The sequence below is a fragment of the Gemmobacter aquatilis genome, assembly GCF_900110025.1.
In the GTDB taxonomy this organism is placed as follows: Bacteria; Pseudomonadota; Alphaproteobacteria; order Rhodobacterales; family Rhodobacteraceae; genus Gemmobacter; species Gemmobacter aquatilis.
On the sequence record NZ_FOCE01000002.1, the window covers coordinates 345,813 to 369,751 of the forward strand.

General features: G+C 64.9%; 28 protein-coding genes. 17 read left to right on the forward strand and 11 right to left on the reverse strand.

Annotated elements, in window-relative coordinates:
- Nucleotides 1–8: 8 nt before the first annotated feature.
- Together BMX43_RS05465 and BMX43_RS05470 are read right to left on the reverse strand one after the other, a co-directional pair.
- Nucleotides 9–536 (reverse strand): cytochrome b/b6 domain-containing protein, encoded by a 528-nt coding sequence (locus BMX43_RS05465; RefSeq protein ID WP_091298162.1) that lies wholly within the window; start codon nucleotides 534–536, stop codon nucleotides 9–11.
- Between the two features lie 56 nt (nucleotides 537–592).
- On the reverse strand, nucleotides 593–841 hold the full coding sequence (locus tag BMX43_RS05470; protein WP_091298164.1) for a PepSY domain-containing protein: 249 nt from the start codon (nucleotides 839–841) through the stop codon (nucleotides 593–595).
- A gap of 223 nt (nucleotides 842–1,064) precedes the next feature.
- Here BMX43_RS05470 and ssb point away from each other — a divergent pair, with 223 nt between their 5' ends.
- The 7 genes from ssb to BMX43_RS05505 all read left to right on the forward strand — a co-directional run bounded on the left by ssb (nucleotide 1,065) and on the right by BMX43_RS05505 (nucleotide 6,459).
- Nucleotides 1,065–1,640 carry a single-stranded DNA-binding protein gene (ssb, locus tag BMX43_RS05475; protein ID WP_091298166.1) on the forward strand — a complete coding sequence of 192 codons (576 nt, stop codon included), beginning with the start codon at nucleotides 1,065–1,067 and terminating at the stop codon, nucleotides 1,638–1,640.
- 20 nt (nucleotides 1,641–1,660) lie between these two features.
- Nucleotides 1,661–2,614 carry an acyltransferase family protein gene (locus tag BMX43_RS05480; RefSeq protein ID WP_091298169.1) on the forward strand — a complete coding sequence of 318 codons (954 nt, stop codon included), beginning with the start codon at nucleotides 1,661–1,663 and terminating at the stop codon, nucleotides 2,612–2,614.
- 76 nt (nucleotides 2,615–2,690) lie between these two features.
- Entirely contained in the window at nucleotides 2,691–3,053 is a 363-nt protein-coding gene (locus BMX43_RS05485; RefSeq protein WP_091298171.1) for an SUF system Fe-S cluster assembly protein, read from the forward strand.
- A gap of 61 nt (nucleotides 3,054–3,114) precedes the next feature.
- Complete coding sequence (locus BMX43_RS05490; RefSeq protein WP_091298174.1) at nucleotides 3,115–3,474, forward strand: HesB/IscA family protein; 360 nt, start codon at nucleotides 3,115–3,117, stop codon at nucleotides 3,472–3,474.
- A gap of 68 nt (nucleotides 3,475–3,542) precedes the next feature.
- Nucleotides 3,543–4,286: a triose-phosphate isomerase gene (tpiA, locus tag BMX43_RS05495; RefSeq protein ID WP_091298177.1), complete on the forward strand. Its 744-nt coding sequence runs from the start codon at nucleotides 3,543–3,545 to the stop codon at nucleotides 4,284–4,286.
- A gap of 86 nt (nucleotides 4,287–4,372) precedes the next feature.
- Nucleotides 4,373–5,266: a DMT family transporter gene (locus BMX43_RS05500; RefSeq protein WP_091298181.1), complete on the forward strand. Its 894-nt coding sequence runs from the start codon at nucleotides 4,373–4,375 to the stop codon at nucleotides 5,264–5,266.
- A 5-nt stretch (nucleotides 5,267–5,271) separates the two neighbouring features.
- The gene (locus BMX43_RS05505; RefSeq protein ID WP_091298185.1) at nucleotides 5,272–6,459 is read left to right on the forward strand and encodes a cytochrome P450; all 1,188 of its coding nucleotides are present in this window, start codon (nucleotides 5,272–5,274) and stop codon (nucleotides 6,457–6,459) included.
- Nucleotides 6,460–6,630: 171 nt separating this feature from the next.
- On the opposite strand, the gene BMX43_RS05510 is transcribed toward BMX43_RS05505, so the two are convergent.
- Nucleotides 6,631–7,092 carry an Lrp/AsnC family transcriptional regulator gene (locus BMX43_RS05510; RefSeq protein ID WP_091298189.1) on the reverse strand — a complete coding sequence of 154 codons (462 nt, stop codon included), beginning with the start codon at nucleotides 7,090–7,092 and terminating at the stop codon, nucleotides 6,631–6,633.
- 141 nt (nucleotides 7,093–7,233) lie between these two features.
- Between BMX43_RS05510 and BMX43_RS05515 the strand changes: the two genes are divergently transcribed.
- From BMX43_RS05515 to BMX43_RS05535, 5 genes are read left to right on the forward strand one after another with little or no spacing between them, the layout of a single operon-like run.
- Nucleotides 7,234–7,533: a DUF2849 domain-containing protein gene (locus BMX43_RS05515; protein WP_091298192.1), complete on the forward strand. Its 300-nt coding sequence runs from the start codon at nucleotides 7,234–7,236 to the stop codon at nucleotides 7,531–7,533.
- Nucleotides 7,533–9,203, forward strand: coding sequence for a nitrite/sulfite reductase (locus tag BMX43_RS05520; RefSeq protein ID WP_091298196.1), 1,671 nt, complete (start codon nucleotides 7,533–7,535; stop codon nucleotides 9,201–9,203). The genes BMX43_RS05515 and BMX43_RS05520 overlap by 1 nt, the downstream gene beginning before the upstream one ends.
- Nucleotides 9,193–9,957, forward strand: a complete 765-nt coding sequence (locus BMX43_RS05525) for a phosphoadenylyl-sulfate reductase (RefSeq protein ID WP_091298199.1) — start codon at nucleotides 9,193–9,195, stop codon at nucleotides 9,955–9,957. The genes BMX43_RS05520 and BMX43_RS05525 overlap by 11 nt, the downstream gene beginning before the upstream one ends.
- On the forward strand, nucleotides 9,954–10,355 hold the full coding sequence (locus tag BMX43_RS05530; RefSeq protein ID WP_091298203.1) for a DUF934 domain-containing protein: 402 nt from the start codon (nucleotides 9,954–9,956) through the stop codon (nucleotides 10,353–10,355). The genes BMX43_RS05525 and BMX43_RS05530 overlap by 4 nt, the downstream gene beginning before the upstream one ends.
- 51 nt (nucleotides 10,356–10,406) lie before the next feature.
- Nucleotides 10,407–11,231, forward strand: coding sequence for a ferredoxin--NADP reductase (locus tag BMX43_RS05535; RefSeq protein ID WP_091298207.1), 825 nt, complete (start codon nucleotides 10,407–10,409; stop codon nucleotides 11,229–11,231).
- Between the two features lie 75 nt (nucleotides 11,232–11,306).
- Here the strand turns inward: BMX43_RS05535 and BMX43_RS05540 are convergent, their stop codons facing one another.
- The gene (locus BMX43_RS05540) at nucleotides 11,307–11,933 is read right to left on the reverse strand and encodes a hypothetical protein (RefSeq protein ID WP_091298210.1); all 627 of its coding nucleotides are present in this window, start codon (nucleotides 11,931–11,933) and stop codon (nucleotides 11,307–11,309) included.
- A gap of 272 nt (nucleotides 11,934–12,205) precedes the next feature.
- Between BMX43_RS05540 and infC the strand changes: the two genes are divergently transcribed.
- Nucleotides 12,206–12,694, forward strand: coding sequence for a translation initiation factor IF-3 (gene infC, locus BMX43_RS05545; RefSeq protein WP_245749380.1), 489 nt, complete (start codon nucleotides 12,206–12,208; stop codon nucleotides 12,692–12,694).
- 159 nt (nucleotides 12,695–12,853) lie between these two features.
- On the opposite strand, the gene BMX43_RS05550 is transcribed toward infC, so the two are convergent.
- The 3 genes from BMX43_RS05550 to BMX43_RS05560 form a co-directional block, all read right to left on the reverse strand.
- The gene (locus BMX43_RS05550; RefSeq protein WP_091298217.1) at nucleotides 12,854–13,849 is read right to left on the reverse strand and encodes a molybdopterin-binding protein; all 996 of its coding nucleotides are present in this window, start codon (nucleotides 13,847–13,849) and stop codon (nucleotides 12,854–12,856) included.
- 1 nt (nucleotide 13,850) lies between these two features.
- The gene (locus BMX43_RS05555; RefSeq protein WP_091298221.1) at nucleotides 13,851–14,837 is read right to left on the reverse strand and encodes an XdhC family protein; all 987 of its coding nucleotides are present in this window, start codon (nucleotides 14,835–14,837) and stop codon (nucleotides 13,851–13,853) included.
- Nucleotides 14,838–15,084: 247 nt separating this feature from the next.
- The gene (locus BMX43_RS05560; RefSeq protein ID WP_175482030.1) at nucleotides 15,085–16,821 is read right to left on the reverse strand and encodes an OmpA family protein; all 1,737 of its coding nucleotides are present in this window, start codon (nucleotides 16,819–16,821) and stop codon (nucleotides 15,085–15,087) included.
- 301 nt (nucleotides 16,822–17,122) lie between these two features.
- Here BMX43_RS05560 and rpsF point away from each other — a divergent pair, with 301 nt between their 5' ends.
- Genes rpsF through rplI form a run of 3 tightly spaced genes read left to right on the forward strand, consistent with a single transcriptional unit; the run spans nucleotide 17,123 to nucleotide 18,392 of the window.
- Entirely contained in the window at nucleotides 17,123–17,560 is a 438-nt protein-coding gene (gene rpsF, locus BMX43_RS05565; RefSeq protein WP_091298230.1) for a 30S ribosomal protein S6, read from the forward strand.
- Nucleotides 17,561–17,583: 23 nt separating this feature from the next.
- Entirely contained in the window at nucleotides 17,584–17,811 is a 228-nt protein-coding gene (gene rpsR / locus BMX43_RS05570; RefSeq protein WP_023666208.1) for a 30S ribosomal protein S18, read from the forward strand.
- Between the two features lie 11 nt (nucleotides 17,812–17,822).
- Entirely contained in the window at nucleotides 17,823–18,392 is a 570-nt protein-coding gene (rplI, locus tag BMX43_RS05575) for a 50S ribosomal protein L9 (protein ID WP_091298233.1), read from the forward strand.
- 52 nt (nucleotides 18,393–18,444) lie between these two features.
- On the opposite strand, the gene hisI is transcribed toward rplI, so the two are convergent.
- Complete coding sequence (gene hisI, locus BMX43_RS05580) at nucleotides 18,445–18,804, reverse strand: phosphoribosyl-AMP cyclohydrolase (RefSeq protein ID WP_091298236.1); 360 nt, start codon at nucleotides 18,802–18,804, stop codon at nucleotides 18,445–18,447.
- 66 nt (nucleotides 18,805–18,870) lie between these two features.
- On the opposite strand from hisI, the gene BMX43_RS05585 reads away from it, so the two are divergent.
- The gene (locus tag BMX43_RS05585; protein ID WP_091298239.1) at nucleotides 18,871–19,311 is read left to right on the forward strand and encodes an iron-sulfur cluster assembly scaffold protein; all 441 of its coding nucleotides are present in this window, start codon (nucleotides 18,871–18,873) and stop codon (nucleotides 19,309–19,311) included.
- Nucleotides 19,312–19,436: 125 nt separating this feature from the next.
- Here the strand turns inward: BMX43_RS05585 and BMX43_RS20360 are convergent, their stop codons facing one another.
- The 3 genes from BMX43_RS20360 to ligA form a co-directional block, all read right to left on the reverse strand.
- The gene (locus BMX43_RS20360) at nucleotides 19,437–19,559 is read right to left on the reverse strand and encodes a hypothetical protein (RefSeq protein WP_281243110.1); all 123 of its coding nucleotides are present in this window, start codon (nucleotides 19,557–19,559) and stop codon (nucleotides 19,437–19,439) included.
- Nucleotides 19,560–19,695: 136 nt separating this feature from the next.
- On the reverse strand, nucleotides 19,696–21,780 hold the full coding sequence (gene recG, locus BMX43_RS05590; protein WP_091298243.1) for an ATP-dependent DNA helicase RecG: 2,085 nt from the start codon (nucleotides 21,778–21,780) through the stop codon (nucleotides 19,696–19,698).
- A 1-nt stretch (nucleotide 21,781) separates the two neighbouring features.
- Nucleotides 21,782–23,896, reverse strand: coding sequence for an NAD-dependent DNA ligase LigA (gene ligA, locus BMX43_RS05595; RefSeq protein WP_091298245.1), 2,115 nt, complete (start codon nucleotides 23,894–23,896; stop codon nucleotides 21,782–21,784).
- Between the last annotated feature and the right edge of the window lie 43 nt (nucleotides 23,897–23,939).

Consider the following 23,939-nt stretch of genomic DNA (forward strand, 5'->3'; position numbering starts at 1 on the left):
GTTCAGCCTCAGGTTTCGGGCATGTCCTTGTAGCCTGTCACCATCGACCGGGGAAGGTTGATCCCGAGCCTGCGGCTTTCAAATACCACCGCAAGGATATGCAGCACCACCGAAGCCTCGGCCCAGAGCACCGCCGCCTCATGCAGCTCCTCTACCCATTCCACGCCGAAAAAGGCAAGCGTGGTCATAAGATAGCCGCTGGCGCCGATCACGATCACCGACAGCAGCAGGTTGTAGATCATCAGCGCGCCCAGCGGCGAATGGCCCCGATGCGCATTGCGACGGCCCGTGGCCATTTCGGCCACCTGCCCCAATGCCGCCGCCGGATCGGGGGGGAAATCGCTGAAACGGGCATGGCGGGTGCCGATCAGGCCCCACAGGATCCGCGCCACCACAAGGCCCACGGCGACATAGCCCACCCCATGATGCAGCTTCGATTCGGGATCGGTGAACAGCGCATTGGCGCCGAAGCTCAGCACCAGCGACCAATGGAACAGACGCACGAAGGCGTCCCAGACGAAAACGGGTTTGCGCATGGCAGGCTCCGGTGGAAGGGGGCCGCCCGTCCGCTGCCGGACGGGCGGCGGGCCGATCAGTTGACGTTCTGCTTCACGATCTTCAGCGCTTCGTCGAGATACAGCTCGTAGGTCTTGCCGTCCTTGACCGCATAGACCTCGATCATGCCGTCTTCCATGCCGACCTTGCGCACGTCATAGCCCTGCGCGGTCAGTTCGGTGGTCACCTTTTCCTGCATCGCAGCGTCGATCGCCTCGCCTTCGGCAAAGGCGGCGGGGGCGGCCAGCGCGAGGAAAGCGGCGGTCAGAAGGGAAAGCGATTTCATAGGGTTCGTCCTTTTGGCAGATGGCCCGGCCTGCATCCGTTGCGGCGGGGTGAGGCCGAGATGCCCCTTGCCGCAGCGCAGCACCATCGGCGGCGAGGGGCAGAGCGGCCGCCTGCAACCGCGGTTGCAGGGTACGGCCCGCATCGGTATAGGTGCCATCAAGCATTCATTTACCAGAACGGGCGAAGCTGGCCCGACAACGAGAATCATCGGGGGCACGCGCATGGCTGGATCCGTCAACAAGGTCATCATCGTCGGCAATCTGGGGCGCGACCCCGAGGTGCGCAGCTTCCAGAATGGCGGCAAGGTGGTGAACCTGCGCATCGCCACCTCGGAAACCTGGCGCGACCGCAACTCGGGCGAGCGGAAAGAGCGGACGGAGTGGCATTCGGTCGCCATTTTCAGCGAGCCTCTGGCCAAGATCGCCGAGCAGTATCTGCGCAAGGGGTCGAAAGTTTATATCGAGGGCGCGCTGGAGACGCGGAAATGGCAGGATCAATCCGGCCAGGACCGTTACACGACCGAGATCGTGCTGCGCCCCTATCGCGGCGAGCTGACGCTGCTGGATGGACGCGGCGAAGGCGGCGGCGCATCGGCAGGCGGCGGTTATGAGGACCGCGGCGGCGATTACGAGGGCGGTTCCACGGGTGGCAGCTTTGGCGGCGGTGCCAGCAGCAGCGGTGGCCGGGGCAGCTATGGCGGCAGCCGGTCGTCGGGCGGGGCTTCGTCCGGCGGGGCAGCCTCGGGCGGCTTTGGTGGGGGCGGCCATTCCGACATGGATGACGAAATCCCGTTCTGATTCAGCAAGACGAGCCGCGCATGTCCTCCGCCGGGCGCAGCCGCGCCATTGACGTGTTGAAAATCGCCATGGCGCTGTTCGTGGTTGGCATTCATGCCAACCCGCTGTTAGGCCTGTTCGAAGGCGCGAGCCTTTACACCGGCGACGGCATCTACCGCATGGCGGTGCCGGTGTTTCTGGTGATCAACGGCTATTATTTCCTGCCGGTGGCGCAAACCGGGCGGGCTTGGGGCTATGTGCGCCGCATCGTCTGGCTGTTCGTGATCTGGTCCCTGCTTTACCTGCCGCTGTCCTGGAAGGATTACACGGTGCAATCGCCGGGCGGGTTGGTGGTGCTGGTGCTCAATGGCTATTGGCATCTGTGGTATCTGTCCTCGCTGGCCCTTGCGGCTGCGCTGGCGGCGCTGATCCATGCCTGGCCCAGCCGGGTGCTGGCCGGGGTGACGCTGGTCACCTTTCTGGGCGGCATTGCCATGTCGGCGGCCATCGCCTGGCAGATCATCCCGGTTTATGGCCCGGTGATCGGCAGCGGCGATTTTCTGCACCGCAACGGGTTGCTGCTCAGCCTGCCCTTCTTCCTGATCGGCTATCTGATGCGGCGGCACGATCTGCCGGACCGATTCAGCTTTGGCACATCGGCCCTGCTGGCGGCGCTGGGTGTGGCGGCTCTGCCGCTCGAATCGCTGATCTGGCACGAGATCGCACCGCAGGGCGTGGCGCATGACAACATGTTCGCCACGCTTCTGGCCGCCCCCATGGCGGTGATCGTGGCGCTGAAGATCCCCGGCGCCGCGCAAAGCCGCAATCTGGGGCTTTATGCCAATGGCATCTTCTTCACCCATGTCGCCATCTGCGGCCCGCTGTTCCGCTTTACCCACCTGCCCCGCCCGGTGATCTATGCGCTGACCGTGGCCGGAGCCGTCAGCCTGACCTGGGCGCTGATCCGCAGCGGACTGTCGCGCCGCCTGCTGTGAAACCCTTTTATTCTGGACGCTGGACCTTGGCGCCGGGATTTCCTATATAATCGGTCAACAACTGCGCGAGAGTGCCATGACCGAAGTTCAGCACCAGATCGAGGGTGCGCCCCTGATCGTCCCCTCCACCACCGACCACCCGCTTTACGACAGCGTTGTCGAGGCCTGCCGCACGGTGTTCGACCCGGAAATCCCGGTGAACATCTATGATCTGGGCCTCGTCTATACTGTCGAGATCAATGACCAGAGCGATGTGCGCATCGTGATGACGCTGACGGCGCCGGGTTGCCCGGTGGCGGGCGAAATGCCGGGCTGGGTGTCGGATGCGGTGGATGCCGTGCCGGGCGTGCGCACGGTCGAGGTGCAGATGACCTTCGATCCGCCCTGGGGCATGAACATGATGTCCGACGAAGCACGGCTGGAACTGGGTTTCATGTAAGCCCCCCTTGAGGGTTGCGACGTGAAAACCTATGTTTAAGCCATAGCATAAGGAACCTCCCATGTTCGGCATCCCCGGCAAGCAGGCCGTCTCTCTTACCCCCTCTGCCGCGAAGCAGATCGCCCGGCTGATGGAAAAGCAGGGCGCCAGCGGGCTGCGCATCGGCATCAAGAAGGGCGGCTGCGCAGGCATGGAATACACGATGGATTACGTGTCTGACGTGAATCCGCTGGATGAGGCCGTGGAACAGGACGGCGCGCGGGTGCTGATCGCGCCGATGGCGCAGATGTTCCTGTTCGGCACCGAGATCGACTATCAGGTCTCTGCGCTGGAAGCCGGCTTCAAGTTCAACAACCCCAATGTCGCCGAGGCCTGCGGCTGCGGGGAATCCATCAAATTCAAGGACCAGCCGACGCCGTAACCCCGTCGGCCCTTCCCCCGCGCGCTTCGGGGTGGCATAACCTCCGCAAATCTTTGGGAGGATTACAGATGCGCAAACTCGCCGCCGGGAACTGGAAGATGAATGGCACCGCTGCCGCGCTGACCGAAGTGCAGGCATTGCTGGGTGCCCATCCTGCCCCGGCCTGCGAGATGCTGCTCTGCCCGCCTGCCACCCTGACGGCGCGCATGGCCGAACTGGCGCGCGGCACGGCGCTGCGGGTCGGCGGGCAGGATTGCCATGCCAAGCCTTCGGGCGCGCATACCGGCGATATTTCGGCAGAGATGCTGCTGGATGCCGGGGCGACCCATGTGATCCTTGGCCATTCCGAACGCCGCGCCGATCATGGCGAAACCGATGCCGAGGTGCTGGCCAAGGCCGAGGCGGCGATGGCTGCCGGGTTGGTGGCCGTGGTCTGTCTGGGCGAGACCGAGGCGGAACGCGACGCGGGCCAGACGCTGGATGTGGTGGGCCGCCAGCTTGCCGGATCGGTGCCCGAGGGTTCGACCCCCGCGACGCTGGTCATCGCCTATGAACCCGTCTGGGCCATCGGCACCGGCCGCACCCCGACGTTGGAGGAAATCGCCGAGGTGCACCGCTTTCTGCGCGGTCGCCTGATCGCGCGGTTCGGCCAGCCCGCCAACGAAATGCGGCTGCTGTATGGCGGTTCGGTCAAACCCGCCAATGCCGATGACATCTTTGCCGTGCCGCATGTGGATGGCGCTCTGGTGGGCGGGGCCAGCCTGAAGGCCGCTGATTTCGGCGCGATCGTCGCAGCTCTCGCCAAGGCCTGAACGACGCGGATGCGTCGTTTCCGGGCGTGCAGCCAGGGCCAGACCGGGGCACCTTGCGCGAAACTTCAGTCACAGGTGCCCGCCGCATGAGCCCGCTCAAGGCCAATCTTCTCTGCCTCGCCTCGATGCTGGTCTGGGCCTCGGGCCTGCCTGCCGCCGAATATCTGATCGGGCCGATCCCGCCCCTGCCGCTGACCGCGATGCGGATGGCGCTGGCGGCGGCGGCGCTGCTGCCGGTCTGGATCCTGCTGGACGGCTGGCAAGTGGTGGTGCGCGCGCCGTGGATACGCGGCATCCTGATCGGCGGGCTGATGCTGGGGCTGGCAGGGTTCCTGCTGGTGCTGGCGCAGGCGGCCAGCGGGCCGGTCACCGTGGCGGTGATTTCGGCCACCATGCCGGTGCTGGGGATCGCGCTGGAAAGTCTGCTGGATGGCCGCCGCATCACGCTGACCGTGGTGCTGGGCGTGGGCCTGTCGCTGGCAGGCGGGCTGATTGCCTATGCCGAGGCGATGGGCACGTTCTCGCTCGGGTTCGGGGCGCTCTGCGCCTTTGGCTCGATCCTGTGCTATACGCTCGGCTCGCGGCTGACCGTCACCGCCCTGCCCGATCTGACCCCGGTGGGGCGCACGGCGCTGACGCTGGCGGGCGCGGCCATTGCCACCGGCATTGCGGTGCTGATCGCAGCCGCCTTCGGCGCCTCCGGCCCCGATTGGGCGGCCCTTGGCGGGCGCGAGGCATTGGCGCTGGCGGTCTTTGCGCTGCTGGGCCTGTCGCTGACGCAGATGCTGTGGATCGCTGCGGTCGGCCATCTTGGCATTGGCGTCGCCTCGCTGCACATGAACGCGGCGCCGTTCTACGTCATGCTGTTCCTGTTCGCGCTTGGCGATCCGTGGAACTGGACCCAGGCGTTTGGCGCCCTCATCGTCGGGGCGGGGGTGCTGATCGCCCAGTCCAGCCGCCCTGCCCCTGTGACGGCCTGATACCCATGCAAACCCTGTCGCAATCCCCGCTCGATCCCGCTTTCGTGCAAAACCCCTACCCGTTCTATGCCCGCGCCCGTGCTGCCGGGCCGTTCTTCCGCTGGGCAGACTATGGTGACCGGGTCAGCACCGGCAATTACGCGGCAGTGAATGCCCTGTTCCGCGACCGCCGCCTTGGCCGCGAAGTGCCCCCCGAAAAGCTGGCCGCGATCCCTGCCCATCTCGCGCCCTTCTACGCGGTCGAAGCCCATTCCATGCTGGAGCTGGAGCCGCCGCGCCACACCCGCCTGCGCAGCCTCGTGCTGCGCGCCTTCACCTCGCGCCGCATCGCCGCATTGGCGCCGGAGATCACGCAGCTTTGCCACGATCTGATCGACAGGCTGCCGCCGGGCGAGTTTGACCTGCTGCGCCATTTCGGCCAGCACCTGCCGGTGATCGTCATCGCCCGCCTGCTCGGGGTGCCGGAAGACATGGGCGACGACCTGCTGCGCTGGTCCAATGCCATGGTCGGCATGTATATGGCGGGCCGCGACCGCGCCCGCGAAGACGCCGCCGTGGCCGCGACCGAGGCTTTCGTAGGTTTCATGCGCGGCTATGTCGATCAGCGCCGCCGCGACCCGCGCGACGATCTGATCACCGCCCTGATCGCAGCAGAGGAGGCGGGCGAGAAGCTCAGCACCGACGAGCTGATCACCACCTGCATCCTGCTGCTGAATGCCGGGCACGAGGCGACGGTGCACAGTTTCGGCAATGGGGTGAAGACCCTGCTGGAAACCGCGACCCCGGCCAGCACCCTCGCGCCCGACCGGATCGAAGGCACGGTGGAAGAAATCCTGCGCTATGACCCGCCGCTGCATATCTTCACCCGGCATGTCTACGAGGATGTGGAGATCATGGGCACCACCCTGCCCAAAGGCTCCGAGGTCGCGCTGCTGCTGGGCGCGGCGAACCGCGATCCGGCGGCCTATGATGCGCCTGACCGCTTCGATCCCGCCCGCCCGATCAAACCCAATACCAGCTTCGGCGCGGGCCTGCATTTCTGCGTCGGCGCGCCGCTCGCCCGGCTGGAACTGCAAACCGCCCTGCCGATCCTGCGCAACCGCCTGCCGAAGCTGCGCCTGACCGAGCCGCCCGTCTATGGCAATGTCTATCACTTCCACGGCCTGACCCGCCTGATGGTGCGGGCCGATTGAAGAAGGGGGCTGCCTGCCCCCTCTTGAGCGCGTGCCGCGCTCAATTCACCCCCGGGGATATTTTTGAACAGAAAATGAAACAGACGATGCCCTGTTCATTTTCTGTTCAAAAATATCCTGCGGGGGGAGGCTCCGCAGGAGCCGGGGGGCGCAAAGCCCCCCTGCACCGCCCTACAAGGGCAGCGCCGTCACCGACTTGATTTCCTCCATACTCAGCAGCGCCGTCACATTGTGGATCTTCACTTGTGCGATCAGCGCCTGATAGAACTGGTCATAGGCCCGCGCGTTCTTCACCCGCACCTTCAGGATATAATCGATGTCGCCCGCCAGCCGATGCGCCTCCAGCACCTCGGGGCGTTCGCGCAGGGTTTGCAGGAAGCGGCGCTGCCAGTCGGCCTCATGCTCGGAGGTGCGGATCAGCACGAAGAAACACGCCTCCAGCCCCAGCGCATCGGGGTCCAGCAAAGCGGTGGTGCGCAGGATCACCCCGGCCTCTTTCATCCGCTTGATGCGATTCCACACAGGCGTCTTGCTCGACCCCACCTTGCGGGCGATCTCGTCCAGGGATTGCTCGGCATCGTCCTGCAGTTCCGCAAGGATTTTCCGGTCCATCTCGTCCAGCCGGGTCGGCATTCCGCAAATCTCCACCTTTGGGGAACCATGTTCCATCCCGGCGCAGTATCGGAACGATTGTCCTTATCGACAAGGGCACCTAGCCAGAATCCGGGAAAATATCCTATATTGCAGCGCAGAAAACCCCAGCCGGAGAGTACCATGGCCCGCTTCACCCCAAAAGTCGTCACCGCGAATGCGCTGATCGAGGGCGACGTGGTGTATCTCACCGCCGATGGCCGCTGGTCGCGCCATCATCACGAGGCCGAACTGCTGGACGACGAGGCCCATGCCCAGTTGCGTCTGCTGCATGGCATGTCGCAGCGCAATGTCGTTGTTGGCGCCTATCTGGCCGATGCCAAGGCGGGCCCGAACGGCCCCGAACCCACACATTTCCGCGAGGTATTCCGCACCCGCGGTCCTTCGAACTATGCCCACGGCAAGCAGGTGGAGCTGAACTGATGTACAATTATTCCGAATTCGACGAAGCCTTCGTGCGCGCCCGTGTGGCGCAATTCTCGCATCAGGTGGCCCGCCGCATCGACGGGTCGCTGTCGGAAGACGAATTCCGCCCGCTGCGCCTGATGAACGGGCTCTATCTGCAACTGCACGCCTACATGCTGCGCGTGGCCATCCCGTATGGCACGCTGAACCCGAACCAGATGCGCCAACTGGCCCATATCGCCGAGACCTATGACAAGGGCTATGGCCATTTCACCACGCGCCAGAACATCCAGTTCAACTGGCCGAAGCTGAGCGACGTGCCCGCCATCCTGTCGGCGCTGGCCGATGTGGGGATGCACGCCATCCAGACCTCGGGCAATTGCGTACGCAACGTGACGGCGGACCATTTCGCCGGGGCTGCGGCGGACGAGATCGAAGACCCGCGCCCGGTGGCCGAACTGCTGCGCCAATGGTCCACCGACCACCCGGAATTCCAGTTCCTGCCGCGCAAGTTCAAGATCGCCATCACCGGCGCCCCGAATGACCGCGCCGTGACCCGCGCCCATGACATCGGGCTGCGCATGGTGCGCAATGCGGCGGGCGAGCCGGGGTTCGAGGTGATCGTGGGCGGTGGCCTTGGCCGCACGCCGATGGTCGGCATGACGGTGCGCGAGTTCCTGCCCAAGGCCGATCTGCTGCCTTACGTCGAGGCGGTGCTGAGCGTCTACAACACGCTGGGCCGGCGCGACAACAAGTACAAGGCCCGCATCAAGATCACCCTGCACGAGACCGGCAAGGAAGAAATCACCCGTCAGATCGAGGCGCGGTTCGAGGAACTGCGCCCGCTGTTCGGCGGCAATGACCAGAAGCTTCTGGCCGAGATCGAAGCGGCGTTTGCTCCCCCGGCCTTCCGCAATGCGCCGGTCGATGCCTATGACGCCTTCCACAAGGCCGACCCGGTGTTCCGCGCCTGGGCCGATACCAACCTTGCCGCCCATCGCAACGATCAATACGCCATCGTTACGATCAGCCTGAAGGCCCATGGCGCCACCCCGGGCGATGCCAGCGCCGACCAGATGCGCCTGATCGCCGATCTGGCAGAGAAATACGGCCATTCGCAACTGCGCATCAGCCACGAACAGAACGTCATCCTGCCGCATGTCCACAAGGGCGACCTGCCTGCCGTTCATGCCGCGCTGGTGCAGGCGGGGCTGGGCACCGCCAATGTCGGCCTGATCTCGGACATCATCGCCTGCCCCGGCATGGATTATTGCGCGCTGGCCACCGCCCGCTCGATCCCTGTGGCGCAGCAGATCGCCACGCGCTTCGACGAGCTGAAGCTGGAGCATGATATCGGCCCGCTGAAGATCAAGATCTCGGGCTGCATCAACGCCTGCGGCCACCACCATGTCGGCCATATCGGCATTCTGGGGCTGGACCGCGCGGGGGTGGAGAATTATCAGATCACGCTGGGCGGCGACGGGTCCGAAACCGCGGTGATCGGCGAGAAAACCGGCCCCGGCTTTGCCTATGACGAAATCGTGCCGGCGATTGAGCGGATCATCGCCGCCTATCTGGAACACCGCGAGGCCCCCGAGGAAACCTTCCTCGAAGCCTATCGCCGCCTCGGCCTTGCGCCGTTCAAGGCGGCGCTCTATCCGGCCGAAGGGAAACGGGATGCCGCGTGATACAAGCCTCGGCCCGAACGGCTCGGTTGCCGAACGGGTCGCTGCCCTGAACGCCCGCTATCGGCACCACGGGGCGACGGCGGTGCTGGAACGGGCGCTGAAAGACCCCGATCTGGGGAAAGTGGCGCTGGTGTCGTCTTTCGGGGCGGAATCGGTGGTGCTGCTGCATCTGGTCAGCGTGATCGCACCGGAAACCCCTGTGTTGTTCATCGACACGCGGATGCTGTTTCAGGAAACGCTGGATTATCAGCGCGAGGTGGCGGAAAAGCTGCATCTGTGCGACATCCGCACCATCCGCGCCGCCAATCCGCGCGTGCAATTCGAAGACCCGGACGGCACGCTGCACCAGTTCAGCACCGATGCCTGCTGCAATGTGCGCAAGGTGGAGCCGCTGGAACGCGCGCTGAAAGAGTTTGACGGCTGGATCACCGGGCGCAAACGCTATCAGGGTGCGACGCGCGAGACGGTGGATTTCTTCGAGGCCGAGGGCGAGACCCGCATCAAGGTGAACCCGCTGGCCCATTGGGGCCGCGAGGATCTGGAAGACTATATCGTCAACAACCGCCTGCCCCGGCATCCGCTGGTGGCGCAAGGCTATCCGTCCATCGGTTGCGCCCCCTGCACCAGCAAGGTCGCCCCCGGCGAAGACCCCCGCGCGGGTCGCTGGCGCGGCCAGTCCAAGGTGGAATGCGGCATCCACTTTATCAACGGCAAGGCCGTGCGTGGCCCCATCTCAGAGGAGAACGCGGCATGAGCGTGATCGTCACCGATACCGGCTTTACCAAAGGGACCGATACCACGAATCCCGGCCTCGCCGATCTGGGCGCGGGCACGGCGGTCGATCTGGCCCATACCGACGACCCGGCGGCGCTGGAAGCGGTGCTGCCGCAGCTTTCGCTGATCCGCGTCGCCTTCCCGGCTTTCAGCGACGGACGCGCCTTCACCATCGCGCGCCGGTTGCGGATGATGGGCTATACGGGTGAACTGCGCGCCCTCGGCCCGGTGATTGCCGATCAATATGCCATGGCCCGCCGCGTCGGATTCGATTCGGTCGAGATTTCCGACGATCTCGCCGCCCGCCAACCGGAAGATCAGTGGAAATTCCGCGCCAACTGGCAGGCCCATGACTATCAGTCGCGGCTGCGCGCCTGATTCCGGGCTTCCCTCACCCTTCCGGCTGACATATTCAGGAATTGATATTCCATGACCGAGCAAAAACCCGTGTCCGACACCAACGCCGCCAAAGTCCATCTGCCCGACGCCCAGACCGTGCTTTCGGTGAAACACTGGACGGACCGGCTGTTTTCCTTCCGCGTCTCGCGCCCGAAATCGCTGCGCTTCCGCTCGGGCGAATTCGTGATGATCGGGTTGATGGGCGAAAACGGCAAACCCTTGCTGCGCGCCTATTCCATCGCCTCGCCCTCCTGGGATGAGGAGCTGGAGTTCTATTCGATCAAGGTGCCGGATGGCCCGCTGACCTCGAAACTGCAGCATATCGGGGTGGGCGACGAGATCATTCTGCGCCCGAAACCCGTGGGCACACTGGTGCATGATGCGCTGCTGCCCGGCAAGACGATCTGGTTTCTGGCCACCGGCACCGGCATCGCGCCCTTCGCCTCGCTGATGCGCGACCCGGAAACCTACGAGAAATACGACCGCGTGGTGATGATGCACACCTGCCGCGAAAACGCCGAACTGCAATACGGGCGTGAGCTGGTGGAAAGCCTGAAAGACGATCCGCTGATCGGCGAAATGGTGGCGGACAAGCTGCTTTACTATCCCACAACCACGCGCGAAGCCTCGGCGCATATGGGCCGCATCACCGACAACCTGTCCTCTGGCAAGGTGTTTGCAGATCTGGGTCTGCCGCCGATGACGCCAGAAACCGACCGCGCGATGGTCTGCGGCTCCCTCGCGTTCAACGTCGATGTGAAGGCGGTGCTGGAAAGCTTTGGCTTGCGCGAAGGCGCGAATTCCGAGCCGAAGGAATATGTGGTCGAAAAGGCCTTTGTCGGCGACGGAATCTGAAGAGCGCCGCATAAAGCGCTGAATTGAAAAGGCCGCCTGCATAATAGCAGGCGGCCTTTTGTCAATCTGCCGGGATCAGAGCCCCAGCGCCGATTTCACCTGCGCAACCGCGGATTCGACCAAGGCCGGGCTTTTCGCCGCCCCATCCACCGCCGCTTTCAGCGTGGTTTTGGTCGCGTCGTCCAGCGAAGACGCGTCAATCAGCGCAGTCACCCGCACCGGATCAAAATTCGCCGGGTCCAGCACGGCTGCGGCATCGCTGGCCACGTCCTTGGCGGCTTCGGTCGCGGCGGCCACGCTATTGCCTGCTGCGGTTGCGGCATCAGAGGCTGCCGTCGCTGCGGCACCTGCCGCTGCGGTGGCCGCATCCGCGGCCGTCTTGGCAGCATCGGTGGCCGCTTCAGTTGCAGTCGTGGCGGCCTCGGTCGCGGCATCCGCTGCCGTCTTGGCGGCTTCGGTCGCCGCTTCGGTCGTGGCCTTCACCGCCTCCTCAGCCGCCGTCGCCGCCACCTTGGCCGCATCGCTTGCGGCCTGCGCCGCATCGGATGCAGCGTCCCCGGCGGTTTCGGCAGCTCCTTGCGCGCCAGTGGTGGCTTCGGTCGTGGCCTGCTCGACCACCTCCTCTGCCGGGCGGCCGAAATAGTAATAGCCGCCTGCCGCTGCTGCGATCACGACAGCCCCGATAATGACCTTGCTGTTCATCTCTGGTCTCCTTCCTCCCGTGTTTCCTCCACGGGGTTGCCTTGCAGATGGCACCTGCGCCGCCGATTTGAAAGGGGGCAAAGCGCTTTGCCGCAGGGGGAATTTCTGCCTTGGCACATCAATGCCGATCTCAGGAGGCCCAACTGGCCGATTCTGGTTGAAGTGCCGGGCCGTGACCCTTATTTTGCGCGCGACACGTCAATGGCAGAAGGATCACAGCCATAGCCCGCAGACCCCACAACGCCCCGCCGCAACGCGAAACGGGCCCCCGCGTGAATGAACGCATCCGCTCACCGGAAATCCGCCTGATCGGTGCCGATGGCGAAAACGTCGGGGTTGTGACCCCCGCGCGCGCCATGGCCATGGCCGAAGAGGCGGGCCTTGATCTTGTCGAGATCTCGCCGAATGCGGAACCTCCGGTCTGCAAGATCATGGATTTCGGCAAGTTCAAATACGAACAGCAGAAACGTGAAGCCGAAGCCCGTAAGAAACAGAAGATCATCGAGATCAAGGAAATCAAGTTCCGCCCCGGGACCGATGACCATGACTATGATGTGAAGATGCGCGCCGTGATGAAATTCCTTGGCGAAGGCGACAAGGTGAAGGTCACCCTGCGCTTCCGTGGCCGCGAAATGGCGCACCAGGATCTGGGGCTCGAACTGCTGAACCGCGTGGCCGCCGATGTCGGCGATGTGGGCAAGATCGAGTCGATGCCAAAGCTCGAAGGCCGCCAGATGGTGATGATGATCGCGCCGAAATAAGGCCTGTTTCCATGCGGACCAGCAAGGGCCGGGCTTTTGCCCGGCTTTTTGCTGCGGCCTTCTTCTTTGCCCAAATACCCCGCCGGAGGCACGTCCTTGACGATCCGGCCTCTGGCCGGTCGGGCAAGGCAGAAGGGATGCGCGCATCGCGCGCTCCGCTTAGCTGGCTTCCCTCGGGCGTCCGCGCGTCGGGATTTCCTTCAGCAACCCGCCAACCCCCATGGCGGCGATGTCTTCTGCCGTCACGCGCTGGCCGCAGATCACCCGCTCCAGCACCCAATCCGCGCCGTTCAGCGCAGGCGAGCGGGCGCAGCCCGGCAGGCCGATCACCGGACGGCCCTGCATGTCGCCCAGAAACAGCAGATTGCCCGGATCGACCGGCATCCCGAACCGGATCAGCCGCCCGTCGGCCAGGCCCAGTGCCGCCGGGCCGACATCGCCGGGGTCCGAGGTGGCAGAGGCGGTGAGGATGAAGACGATCTCACCTTCCGCCTGCCGCAACGCCTCGGCCAAGGGCGCCGCGCGATGGGGCACGATGCAGCGCGGCCCCAGCGCAACCCCCAGCCGCCGCAAGCGCAGCCCCAGCGCCTCGCGGCCTTTGGGCGCAGGGTCTTCGCCCGCCAGCGCCGTCTCGATCAGTGTGGCGCTGTGCAAAACGGGCGGCGCCACGCGCAGCGCCCCCACCGCATGGCGGCAGGCCTCGGTCAGCGCCACCTCAGGCACGCCATAGGCGATGATCTTGGCGGTGGCGACCATGCTGCGTGGCTCCACCCGCGCGAAAGGTGGCAGGGTGGCCAGCGTGATCATCGGATGCACCCGGTTCAGCGCCGCGATCCGCCCGGCATCCGGCAGAAACAGCCCCGGACCGGCTGCATAGAGGTTCACCCGCCCGGTCGCCGCCGCTGTCAGCCGCAGACCAAGCGCCTCGGGATCCGGGGCCAGTGCTGCGGCAAGCTGTGCGGCGGCGGCATCCTCGCCGATCTCGCCGGGGTCCAGCCGGGCCACGATCACTTCGGCCAGCCCCGCCCCGGCCAACTGCGCCACGGCAGCCGCATCCAGCAGGCTGCCCTTGGCCAAGGGACCGCCATCGGTATCCACCCGATGGGCGAGGATCGCGCCTTCCGCTTCGGCAATGGGCACCGGACCAAAGCGCATCTCAGCCCTGCCGCAAGACTTGGGTGATCTGCGCCATGATCGACACGGCAATCTCTGCCGGGCTTTTGGCGCCGATGTTCAGCCCGACCGGCGCATGGATGCGCGCGATCTGCGCCGGGGTAAAGCCAGCCGCCGCCAGCCGGTCCAAGCGTTTGGCATGGGTGCGGGTGGAACCGAGACAGCCAAGATAGAACACGTCCGAAGCCAGCGCCGCGCAGATTGCCGGGTCGTCCAGCTTCGGGTCATGGGTCAGCGTCACGACAGCGGTGCGCGCATCGGGGCCAAGCGCGGCCAGCGCTTCGTCCGGCCAGTCATCCAGAATCTTTTCGCCGGGAAAGCGCGCCGCGGAACCGAAGGTTTCGCGCGGGTCGATCAGCGTGCAGTCATAGCCACAGGCGCGCGCCATCTGCACCAGCGGCTGGGCGATATGAACCGCCCCAACCACCACCAACCGCAGGCCGGGGTTGTGAATGGCTGCGAACCAGCCACCCTCCTCCATCCCGGATCGGTCGGCCCGCATCCGCGCGGCAATCACATCGGCCAGAGGATCGCCGGGGCCGGCGGTCAGTCGCCGCTCCCAGGTCTCAAGGTTCACAAGATAGGCGCGCGGCGCGCGGGCCGCCCGTGCCACCACCAGATCGGCCAGCATGGGTTCCGGCAGTACCGCCCCCACCGGCTCCAGCAAGATACGGATGGTGCCCCCACAGGCAAGGCCGACGGTGAAGGCGGTCTCGTCGCTGACCCCGAAGGTCAGCAACCGGGGGGTGCCATCGGCCAGCGCCTCTTGCGCCTCGGTGATCACCGCGCCTTCGACACAACCGCCAGAGACCGAGCCCATGATCTGCCCGGACCCATCAATCACCAACTGGCTGCCCGGCTGGCGCGGGGCAGAACCCCAGGTTTCCACCACGGTTGCCAGAACGGCGCCGCGCCCGGCGCGGTGCCAGTCCAGCGCGATCTCGGGGATCTGATCGTGCCGCAGGTCCATGATGTCCTCCCTTGTGGCCAGCTTGGCGCAGGCGGGATCACCCTGCCATACGACTAAAGTCCGGGCCAGCAAAGCACGGCGCAGCGCAAAAGAAAACGCCGCAGAGCACAGGGCTCTCCGGCGTTGAAAGGCGCGCACGATCAGGGAGGAAAGTGCAGACGCACACAAAGGTTTACAGGGAGTAGCCTTCGCAAGTTTTGAGTAGCGCGACCGGGGCCGCGCTACCTTGATCTGAGTCAAACCCGGCTCAGTTTGATGCAACCTGCTGCATCAGCGGCGAAATCATCCGCACCACGGCCCGGCGGTTGCGCGGCTCGTCGCCCCCCGTCGGGACCAGCAACTCGCCTTCGCCATACCCCTGCACCACCATGTTTTCCGGCGGCACCCCGAAATATTCGGTCAGCGCCAGGGCAAGGCTTTCAGCCCGGCGATCCGACAGCGCAAGGTTATAGGCGGCATCCCCCACCGCATCGGTATGACCTTCGATCAGGAACATCTCGGCCGGGTTGCGGTCGATCAGGCCTTTCATGAAGGTGCCCAACTGCTGCAGCTTCGGTGCCTCGTTCGGGTCGATCGCGGCAGAGCCCGAGGCAAAGACCACGTTGTCCACGTCGATCATCGGCGACAAGGCGCGCACTTCGCTATAGTCACGGATCTGCGCAAGGCTGTAGGCCCGCCCATCCTGCCCGGCACGCATCCGCAGCATTTCGGCGCGCAGTTCCGCATCCGATTGCGAGGTGGACACCACAAGGCTGCCCGGAACGGGGCGCGGCAGGGTGCTCAGGTTCACCGGCTGCACCCGATCGCTCAGATCGTCGATCAGCAGGGTCTGGCTGCCGTCAAGGTTGATGCGCGCGCTGCGCAACACCCGGCCCGAGGCATCGCGGATCGTCACGATCTGCGTGCCGTCGCTGCGGTAAACCGTGGTGCGGGTGGAGCCGTCGGGGAAGGTTTCGGTGCGCACATCGCTGCCCGGCAGGAACAGGCGGGCATTGTCATCCTTGTAGATCGCATATTGGCCATCGCCACGATCCACGATCACCCGATCACCCGTGTTGGACACGACCTGATCGCCATTGTTGAGCAGCGATCCCACGACCAGCGCCCCCAGCACGACAAGCCCGGCCTTTTCCAGATCCGACAAGCCGCCATCATGCTTCTTGGCATCCTTGTCGGATACCGGCTTCGATTTGAAGTCGTCCTTCGAGCGGCGGATGTCGGCCTCGGTCACCTTGCGCTGGGTCACCTTGGCGGAGGGGGCCGCAGCGGTCAGGTCGATATCGGCGGCAGCCGGTTTGCGCGGTTTGCTTGTCCGGCGCGGCGCCTCATCCCCCTCGGCCGACCGGGCCTCGGCATCTTCATCGGTGATGATGTCGCTCAGCGCGACAACTGCTTTCCTGTCCGGCGTTTCAGCACCTTGCGAGGGGGCGATTTCGGGCAGCACATTTGGATCGACCGGCTTTTTCTTGCGACCCTCTTTCTTCACTGCCGCAGGCGCGTTATCCGGGATCGCGTTGTCCGGCGAGACCTCGGGCGTCCCGGGAACAGGCACGATAACCGGGGCATCGGCAGCGGGCGCATCTACGGTTTGGGCTTTTTTCTTCTTGCCGCCAGTCGCGCCGTCCGACGACGGGGCATCGGGCTGTTCCAGAGCAGGCGGCAGCACTTGCGGGTCGGTTGCCGGTTGCTTTTTGGGCTTGGGGGCCGGCTGCACATCGGGTGCGGGCACCTGTTCGGCCTCGGCCTGCTTCTTCTTTTTTTTCTTCTCGGTCTGCGGCTGATCCGTGGCGGTATTCGCCCCGCCATCCTGCCCGGCCTCTTGTTTTTTCTTCTTTTTCTTGGTCGGCTCGGGGCAGCCCGGGCCACCTTCAGGCGGACAGATCAATACTCCGTCGGCCCCGACCTGCTGTGCCATGAGCATTGCCGGGCTGAACCCCGACAATGCAATCGACAGCGCCGTGGTTGTGATGAGAAGCCGCTTCATATCCGGTCCTTTCGTGATTCGTCGCAGACCAACGGCCAGCCGCCGGTTCGGTTCCCTTCTGCCGCATTTCCGCGCTGCTATGCGATAGCAGAGTGCGGTCACAGGATGACCGGCGCAGAAATCTGCCTTTATGCCCGCTAGCCTGCGCCCCAGCGCAGTTCGCGCTTGCGACAGCCCCCCTTCGCATGTATGCACCCGCATCCTTCCGCATTCCCATGAACCGGCGCAGCCTCTCGTGGACGGGCCGCGGAAGGGTCACAGGCCCGCCCTATGAAATGCGCCCCGTAGATACGGAGCTTACATGCCGCTTTACGAGCATGTCATGATTGCGCGTCAGGATCTGTCCAACACGCAAGCCGAAGGTCTCATCGAACATTTCTCCACGGTTCTCGCGGATAACGGCGGCAAGGTCGTCGAACACGAGTACTGGGGCGTCAAGACGATGGCCTACAAGATCAACAAGAACCGCAAGGGCCACTATGCCTTCCTGAAATCCGATGCCCCGGCATCGGCTGTCATGGAAATGGAACGCCTGATGCGCCTGCATGACGACGTGATGCGCGTGCTGACCATCAAGGTTGACACCCACGCTGAAGGCCCGTCCGTGCAGATGCAGAAGCGTGACGAGCGCGAGCGTGGCGAACGCGGTGACCGTCCCGAAGGCGGCGAACGTCGTGAGCGCAGCTTCGGCGGCGACCGCGGTGATCGCGGTGGCTTCGGCGGCGATCGTCGTCGTTGATCTGAGCAGGAAAGGACCAACACATGGCGAACAAACCCTTCTTCCGCCGCCGGAAAGTCTGCCCCTTCTCGGGGGACAATGCACCGGCGATCGACTACAAAGACGTGCGTCTTCTGCAGCGCTACATCTCTGAGCGTGGCAAGATCGTGCCGTCGCGCATCACCGCCGTCTCGGCAAAGAAGCAGCGTGAGCTGGCGCAAGCCATCAAGCGTGCCCGCTTCCTCGCCCTGCTGCCATATGCCGTGAAATAAGGAGAGCTGACATGCAAGTTATCCTTCTTCAGCGCGTGGCCAAACTTGGCCAGATGGGCGAAGTCGTGAACGTCAAGGACGGTTACGCCCGCAACTACCTGCTGCCGCAAGGCAAGGCGCTGCGCGCGAACGACTCCAACATCAAGTCGTTCGAAGCCAAGAAAGCCCAGCTGGAAGCCCAGAACCTGGAAACGAAGAAAGAAGCTGCTGTCGTCGCTGAAAAGCTCGACGGTCAGATTTTCGTCGTGATCCGTTCCGCTTCGGATTCGGGCGCGCTTTATGGTTCGGTGACCACCCGTGACGCGGCGGATGCCGCGACCGCTGGCGGCTTCACCGTGAGCCGTGGGCAGGTTGTGCTGGACCGTCCGATCAAGGATCTGGGCCTGCACACCGTGACCATCGTGCTGCACCCGGAAGTTTCGGCCAAGATCACGCTCAACGTGGCGCGTTCGACCGAAGAAGCCGAGCTGCAAGCTTCGGGCAAATCGATCCAGGAGCTGGCTGCCGAAGCCGAAGCTGCTGCCGAGTTCGAAATTGCCGAGCTGTTCGACGAAATGGGTTCGGCTGCTTCGGAAGAGTGATCTTCCAAAGCCCGGAAACAGAACCGCGCGGGGGCAACCCCGCGCGGTTTTTTCATGCCATGGGTTGCATGATCTCCACCTCGGCCCCGTCGCGCAGCGCGGTGTAGAAACAGGACCGGCGGTTGGTGTGGCAGGCGGGCCCCTCTTGCGTCACCAGCAGCAGCAGGCAATCGCGGTCGCAATCAATCCGCGCCTCCACCAGCCGCTGCACATGACCCGAGCTTTCGCCCTTGGCCCAGAAGCTTTGCCGGGACCGCGACCAGTAGGTCACCTGCCCGCTGTCCAGCGTTTTGGCCAGCGACGCGGCGTTCATCCAGGCCATCATCAGCACCTCGCCCGTCGTATGATCCTGCGCAATGGCAGGAATCAGGCCATTGGCGTCATACTTTAGGCTTGCGGGGTCGAAGGGCATCGCGCAGATCCTTTGCTTGAGCGGGATGGACGATTATCTATGCCCAAGAACCGCCGGAGGGAAGCGATGAGCGACAGCGATCTGATCAAGCTCTATTCGGGGCGCATCCTCGCCTTGGCCGCCGATATTCCGCATCTGGGCCGGCTGAGTGCGCCACAAGGCACGGCGCGCAAACGCTCGCCGCTCTGCGGGTCCACCGTGACGGTCGATGTGGTGCTGAAGGACGGGCGGGTGGCCGAATTCGCGCAGGATGTGAAGGCCTGCGCGCTGGGTCAGGCTTCGGCGGCGGTGCTGGGGGCTGCGGCGCTTGGCCGGACCCGCGCCGAGGTAGAGGCGGCGCGCGATGCGCTGCGCGCCATGCTGAAAGACGGGGCCGCGCCACCTGCGCCCCCGTTCGACGGGTTCGAGGTGCTGATCCCGGCACGCGATTACAAGAACCGCCATGCCTCGATCCTGCTGGCGATCGACGCCTTGGCCGAGGCGATGGCACAGGCCGAAGCGGCGTAAAAAAACCGCCGCAGCGCGAAGCTGCGGCGGCAAGTGGCGTGTCTGGCGGGCAGTGGCGTCGGGACAGACGCGGGCATCAGCTTGGGGACCGATGCGCCCGGAATTCAGACCGCAGGCAGAAATCCTCAGACCAGACCGGGCAGATGCAGCCCGGCGATCAGCAACATGAACAGGGCCACAGCGCCAAGCGCATCCTGAAGCGCCGTATCTGACGAGCGGGCAAGAACGGCTTTCACTTCCTTCAGCATCGTGACCTCCTGTGTTTGTTGCTATATTGTTCTCATGAGATTCAGATTCTGTAAAGAACTTTTTGAGAACATTTGAGAACGAATGGGAAACTTTGGCCACAAGCCAGGTTGGATACCCAGGCAAGGAAGGAGGAGGTCAGCCGACCGAGATCAGCTTGATGGCGCGATCCTGGTCCAGCAGCCACAACAGCAGCCGCGCCGCCCGGCCGCGCGGGCTTTCCAGCGCCGGATCTTCCGCCAGCAGGCGGCGCGCATCGCTTTGCGCGATTTCCATCAGCGCGGATTGCCGCTCCAGATCGGCCACGCGAAACCGCGGCAGACCCGATTGCGCCGTGCCGATCAGATCGCCCGCGCCGCGCATCGCCAGATCCTCCTCGGCGATGCGAAAGCCGTCTTCCGTGTCGCGCAGGATCTGCAACCGCCGCTCGCCGCTTTCCGACAGCGGCGCCTGATACATCAGCAGGCAGGTGGATTGCGCTGCCCCGCGCCCGACCCGGCCGCGCAACTGGTGCAACTGCGCCAGCCCAAACACCTCGGCCCGCTCGATCACCATGATCGAGGCATTGGGCACGTTCACCCCCACCTCGATCACCGTGGTCGCCACCAGAACACTGGTCTGCCCCGCCACAAAGCGCGCCATGGCGGCGTCTTTCTCGGCGGGGGGCATCTGGCCATGCACCAGCCCGACCCGATCCCCCAAGGCGGCGCGCAGATGCTGAAACCGCGCTTCGGCGCTGGCGTAATCGACCAACTCGCTGTCATCGACCAGCGGGCAGACCCAATAGGCCTGCCGCCCCTCGGCCACCGCGCGGCGCAGATGTTCCACCACCTCGTCGATGCGCTGCGTGGTGACCAGCGCGGTTTTCACCGGCTTGCGCCCGGCGGGTTTCTCATCCAGCACCGACACATCCATATCGCCATAGCTGGCCAGCGCCAGGCTGCGCGGGATCGGCGTTGCCGTCATCACCAGCACATCCGCCGCCTGCCCCTTCGCCCCCAGCTCCATCCGCTGCGCCACGCCAAAACGGTGCTGTTCATCGACGACCGCCAACCGCAGATCGGCGAACTGCACATCCTTCTGGAACACCGCATGGGTGCCGACCAGCACCGCGATCTCGCCCGAGGCCAGCGCCGCCAGTTTCGCCGCCCGCTCCGCCCCCTTGTCACGCCCGGTGAGGATGTCCAGCCGGATACCGGCGGCCTGAGCCAGCGGCGCGAGGCTGTCCAGATGCTGGCGGGCGAGGATTTCGGTCGGCGCCATCATCACGCCTTGCCCGCCCGCCTCAACCGCGATCAGCAGCGCGAGGAACGCCACAAGCGTCTTGCCAGAGCCAACATCGCCCTGCAAAAGCCGGTTCATCCGCTGGGCAGATGCCATATCCGCCGCGATTTCCGTCACCGCCCGAACCTGAGCGCCGGTTGGAAGATAGGGAAGCGATTCCATAACCTTGCGCTGCAAATCTCCAGTGCCACACGAACTTTGCCCCTTGCCCCGGCGGCTGCGCGCCCGCGCCAGCGCCAGCGTCAACTGATGGGCAAACAGCTCGTCATAGGCCAGCCGAAGCCGGTTCGGCGCGGTGGGGGCAATATCCGCCGCACTGCGCGGCGCGTGCACCGAGGCCAGTGCCACATGCCAATCCGGCCAGCCCTCGCGCAGCTTCAGCGGCCCGTCGATCCACTCCGGCAACACTGGCGCCCGCCTCAACGCCGATTGCGCCGCCTTGGCAAGCAGTTTCTGCGTCACCCCCGCGACCAGCGGATAGACGGGTTCATAGGCGGGCAGATCGTCCGCCTCCTCGGGGCGCAGCACATGGTCGGGATGCACCATCTGCGCCACACCGTCGAACAACTCCACTTTGCCGGACACCAGCCGCCGCTGCCCGGTGGGCAACAGCTTGGTCAGATAGTCCCCCCGCGCATGGAAGAACACGAGCTGAAATTCCAGCGCCGCATCCTTCACCATGATCCGGTAAGGCCGCCCACGAGAGGCTGGCGGGAAATGGCTGCCCACCACCACCTCGACCGTCGCTGTCACCGGCGGCACCACCTCGCGCAGCGAGGCGCGGCGCGCGCGGTCCACCCCGGAATGGGGAAGCAGGAACAGCAAATCCTTCGGCCGTTCCACCCCAAGCCCAGCCAACGCTTTCGCCGATTTCGGCCCCACACCCTCCAGCGTCTCAAGGTCCGCGAACAGCGGGAACAGGATTTCCGGGCGGCTCATCTCAGGCCTGACCGGCGAGAGCGATCCACGCATCTTCGTCGATGATCTTCACGCCAAGCGCCTGCGCCTGCTTGGCCTTGGAGCCCGCGCCCGGCCCGGCAATCACCAGATCGGTCTTGGCGCTGACCGACCCGGCCACCTTGGCGCCCAAGGCCTCGGCCCGCGCCTTCGCCTCGGCCCGCGTCATCTTTTCCAGCGTGCCGGTGAAGACCAGCGTCTTGCCCGCCACTTCGGAATTCACCGGCGCACGGGTGACCACATCCTGCACTGAAAGATGCGCCACCAGCACATCGATTGCCGCGCGCTCCGCCTGCTGATGAAACGCAGTGACGAGCGAGCTGGCCAGCACCGCGCCCACGCCATCAATGGCGATCAGTTCGGCCCATTCCGCCCCCTCACCGATCTGCGCCGCGGTCATGGCCGTCTCGAACGCCGCCCAAGTGCCATAATGGGTGGCCAGCAGACTGGCCGAGGTTTCACCGACATGGCGGATGCCAAGCGCGAAGATCAGCCGGTTGAGCGAGATGTTCCGGCGCTCACGGATCGCGGCGAACAGGTTGTCCGCCGATTTCGCGCCCCAGCCCTCGCGGTTCTTCAACTGTTGCAGACCCGCGCCAAACCGTTGTTCCAGCGTGAAGATATCGGCAGGCCGGGCGATCCAGCCATCCTTGTAGAACGCCTCCACCTGTTTTGCGCCCAGACCTTCGATGTCAAAGGCGTTGCGGCTGACGAAATGCTTCAGCCGCTCCACCGCCTGAGCCGGGCAGATCAGCCCGCCGGTGCAGCGGCGCACGGCATCGCCTTCTTCCCGGATCGCCTCTGACCCGCATTGGGGGCAGAGGTGCGGAAAGACAAATAGGGCAGCCTCGGGCGGGCGCTGGGTCAGATCGACATCCGCAATCTTTGGAATCACATCGCCGGCGCGGTAGACCTGTACCCAGTCACCCACACGGATATCCTTGCCGCTGCGGATCGTGTCGCCCCGCGAATCGCGGCCCGCGATGTAATCCTCGTTATGCAGTGTCGCGTTGGACACGACGACGCCGCCCACCGTCACCGGCTTCAGCCGCGCCACGGGGCTGAGTGCGCCGGTGCGGCCCACCTGAATGTCAATCGCCTCCAGCCGCGTCCAGGCGAGTTCGGCGGGGAATTTATGCGCGATCGCCCAACGCGGCGTGGTGGAGCGGAAACCGAGGCGGCGTTGCAGGGCCAGATCGTTCACCTTGTAAACAACGCCGTCGATGTCATAGCCCAAGGTGGCGCGCTGCGCCTCGATCGCCCGATACTGCGCCAACAACGCTTCCGGGCCTTGGCACAGCCGGGTCAGCGGATTGGTCTGGAACCCAAGGCGGTGAAGGCAGGCAATCGCCTCGATCTGGGTTTCCGCCAGCGGTGCGGACAGCGCCCCCCAGGAATAGGCGAAAAAGCGCAAAGGTCGCGCCGCAGTGATCTGCGGGTCAAGCTGGCGCAGAGATCCGGCGGCGGCATTGCGCGGATTGGCGAAGGTTTTTTCGCCCGCCGCCTGCTGCCGCGCGTTCAGCGCCGCGAAATCGGCATGGCTCATATAGACCTCGCCGCGCACCTCCAATACCTCAGGCGCATTGCTGAGGGTTGCAGGAATATCGGCGATGGTGCGGGCATTCTCTGTGACATTCTCACCCATTTCGCCGTCGCCGCGGGTGGCGGCCTGCATCAGAACGCCACCTTCATAGCGCAAAGACAGCGACAGTCCGTCGATCTTCGGCTCTGCTGTATAAAGAAGCGGCCCCTCGAAACCGAGATAGCTGCGAATCCGCGCTTCGAAATCCGCCACATCCTCGGCGGCGAAGGCGTTTTCCAGACTCAGCATCCGCACCTCGTGGCGGATCTTACCGAATCCTTCGGCCAGGGCTGCGCCCACCTGCGTAGAAGGGCTGTCAGCGCGTTTCAGGTCCGGAAACCGAGCCTCGATTGCCGCATTGCGCTGTTTGAGCGCATCATAGTCGGCATCGCTGATCTCGGGGGCATCCAGCGTGTGATAAGCTTCGTTCGCCCGACCGATTTCTGCCGCGAGCCGCGCCAATTCTGCGCGGGCCTGTGCCTCGGAAAGCTGTTCAACTGGCGTCACGTCCGACATCCTGTCCCCCACCGTCGGCCCCAGATGTAGGAGAGCTGCCGGG

Excerpts from the sequence above, each read along its gene's own strand:
- BMX43_RS05485 (WP_091298171.1), top strand. The coding sequence starts at position 2,691 with ATGACCGAAGTTCAGCACCAGATCGAGGGTGCGCCCCTGATCGTCCCC.
- BMX43_RS05585 (WP_091298239.1), top strand. The coding sequence starts at position 18,871 with ATGAGCGACAGCGATCTGATCAAGCTCTATTCGGGGCGCATCCTCGCC.
- rpsR (WP_023666208.1), top strand. The coding sequence starts at position 17,584 with ATGGCGAACAAACCCTTCTTCCGCCGCCGGAAAGTCTGCCCCTTCTCG.
- BMX43_RS05500 (WP_091298181.1), top strand. The coding sequence starts at position 4,373 with ATGAGCCCGCTCAAGGCCAATCTTCTCTGCCTCGCCTCGATGCTGGTC.
- BMX43_RS05465 (WP_091298162.1), bottom strand. The coding sequence starts at position 536 with ATGCGCAAACCCGTTTTCGTCTGGGACGCCTTCGTGCGTCTGTTCCAT.
- BMX43_RS05480 (WP_091298169.1), top strand. The coding sequence starts at position 1,661 with ATGTCCTCCGCCGGGCGCAGCCGCGCCATTGACGTGTTGAAAATCGCC.
- BMX43_RS05530 (WP_091298203.1), top strand. The coding sequence starts at position 9,954 with ATGAGCGTGATCGTCACCGATACCGGCTTTACCAAAGGGACCGATACC.
- ligA (WP_091298245.1), bottom strand. The coding sequence starts at position 23,896 with ATGTCGGACGTGACGCCAGTTGAACAGCTTTCCGAGGCACAGGCCCGC.
- tpiA (WP_091298177.1), top strand. The coding sequence starts at position 3,543 with ATGCGCAAACTCGCCGCCGGGAACTGGAAGATGAATGGCACCGCTGCC.
- BMX43_RS05470 (WP_091298164.1), bottom strand. The coding sequence starts at position 841 with ATGAAATCGCTTTCCCTTCTGACCGCCGCTTTCCTCGCGCTGGCCGCC.
- rplI (WP_091298233.1), top strand. The coding sequence starts at position 17,823 with ATGCAAGTTATCCTTCTTCAGCGCGTGGCCAAACTTGGCCAGATGGGC.
- BMX43_RS05510 (WP_091298189.1), bottom strand. The coding sequence starts at position 7,092 with ATGCCGACCCGGCTGGACGAGATGGACCGGAAAATCCTTGCGGAACTG.
- BMX43_RS05520 (WP_091298196.1), top strand. The coding sequence starts at position 7,533 with ATGTACAATTATTCCGAATTCGACGAAGCCTTCGTGCGCGCCCGTGTG.
- BMX43_RS05535 (WP_091298207.1), top strand. The coding sequence starts at position 10,407 with ATGACCGAGCAAAAACCCGTGTCCGACACCAACGCCGCCAAAGTCCAT.
- BMX43_RS05555 (WP_091298221.1), bottom strand. The coding sequence starts at position 14,837 with ATGGACCTGCGGCACGATCAGATCCCCGAGATCGCGCTGGACTGGCAC.
- rpsF (WP_091298230.1), top strand. The coding sequence starts at position 17,123 with ATGCCGCTTTACGAGCATGTCATGATTGCGCGTCAGGATCTGTCCAAC.
- BMX43_RS05560 (WP_175482030.1), bottom strand. The coding sequence starts at position 16,821 with ATGAAGCGGCTTCTCATCACAACCACGGCGCTGTCGATTGCATTGTCG.
- recG (WP_091298243.1), bottom strand. The coding sequence starts at position 21,780 with ATGAGCCGCCCGGAAATCCTGTTCCCGCTGTTCGCGGACCTTGAGACG.
- BMX43_RS05515 (WP_091298192.1), top strand. The coding sequence starts at position 7,234 with ATGGCCCGCTTCACCCCAAAAGTCGTCACCGCGAATGCGCTGATCGAG.
- hisI (WP_091298236.1), bottom strand. The coding sequence starts at position 18,804 with ATGCCCTTCGACCCCGCAAGCCTAAAGTATGACGCCAATGGCCTGATT.
- BMX43_RS20360 (WP_281243110.1), bottom strand. The coding sequence starts at position 19,559 with ATGCTGAAGGAAGTGAAAGCCGTTCTTGCCCGCTCGTCAGATACGGCG.
- BMX43_RS05505 (WP_091298185.1), top strand. The coding sequence starts at position 5,272 with ATGCAAACCCTGTCGCAATCCCCGCTCGATCCCGCTTTCGTGCAAAAC.
- ssb (WP_091298166.1), top strand. The coding sequence starts at position 1,065 with ATGGCTGGATCCGTCAACAAGGTCATCATCGTCGGCAATCTGGGGCGC.
- BMX43_RS05550 (WP_091298217.1), bottom strand. The coding sequence starts at position 13,849 with ATGCGCTTTGGTCCGGTGCCCATTGCCGAAGCGGAAGGCGCGATCCTC.
- BMX43_RS05540 (WP_091298210.1), bottom strand. The coding sequence starts at position 11,933 with ATGAACAGCAAGGTCATTATCGGGGCTGTCGTGATCGCAGCAGCGGCA.
- BMX43_RS05490 (WP_091298174.1), top strand. The coding sequence starts at position 3,115 with ATGTTCGGCATCCCCGGCAAGCAGGCCGTCTCTCTTACCCCCTCTGCC.
- BMX43_RS05525 (WP_091298199.1), top strand. The coding sequence starts at position 9,193 with ATGCCGCGTGATACAAGCCTCGGCCCGAACGGCTCGGTTGCCGAACGG.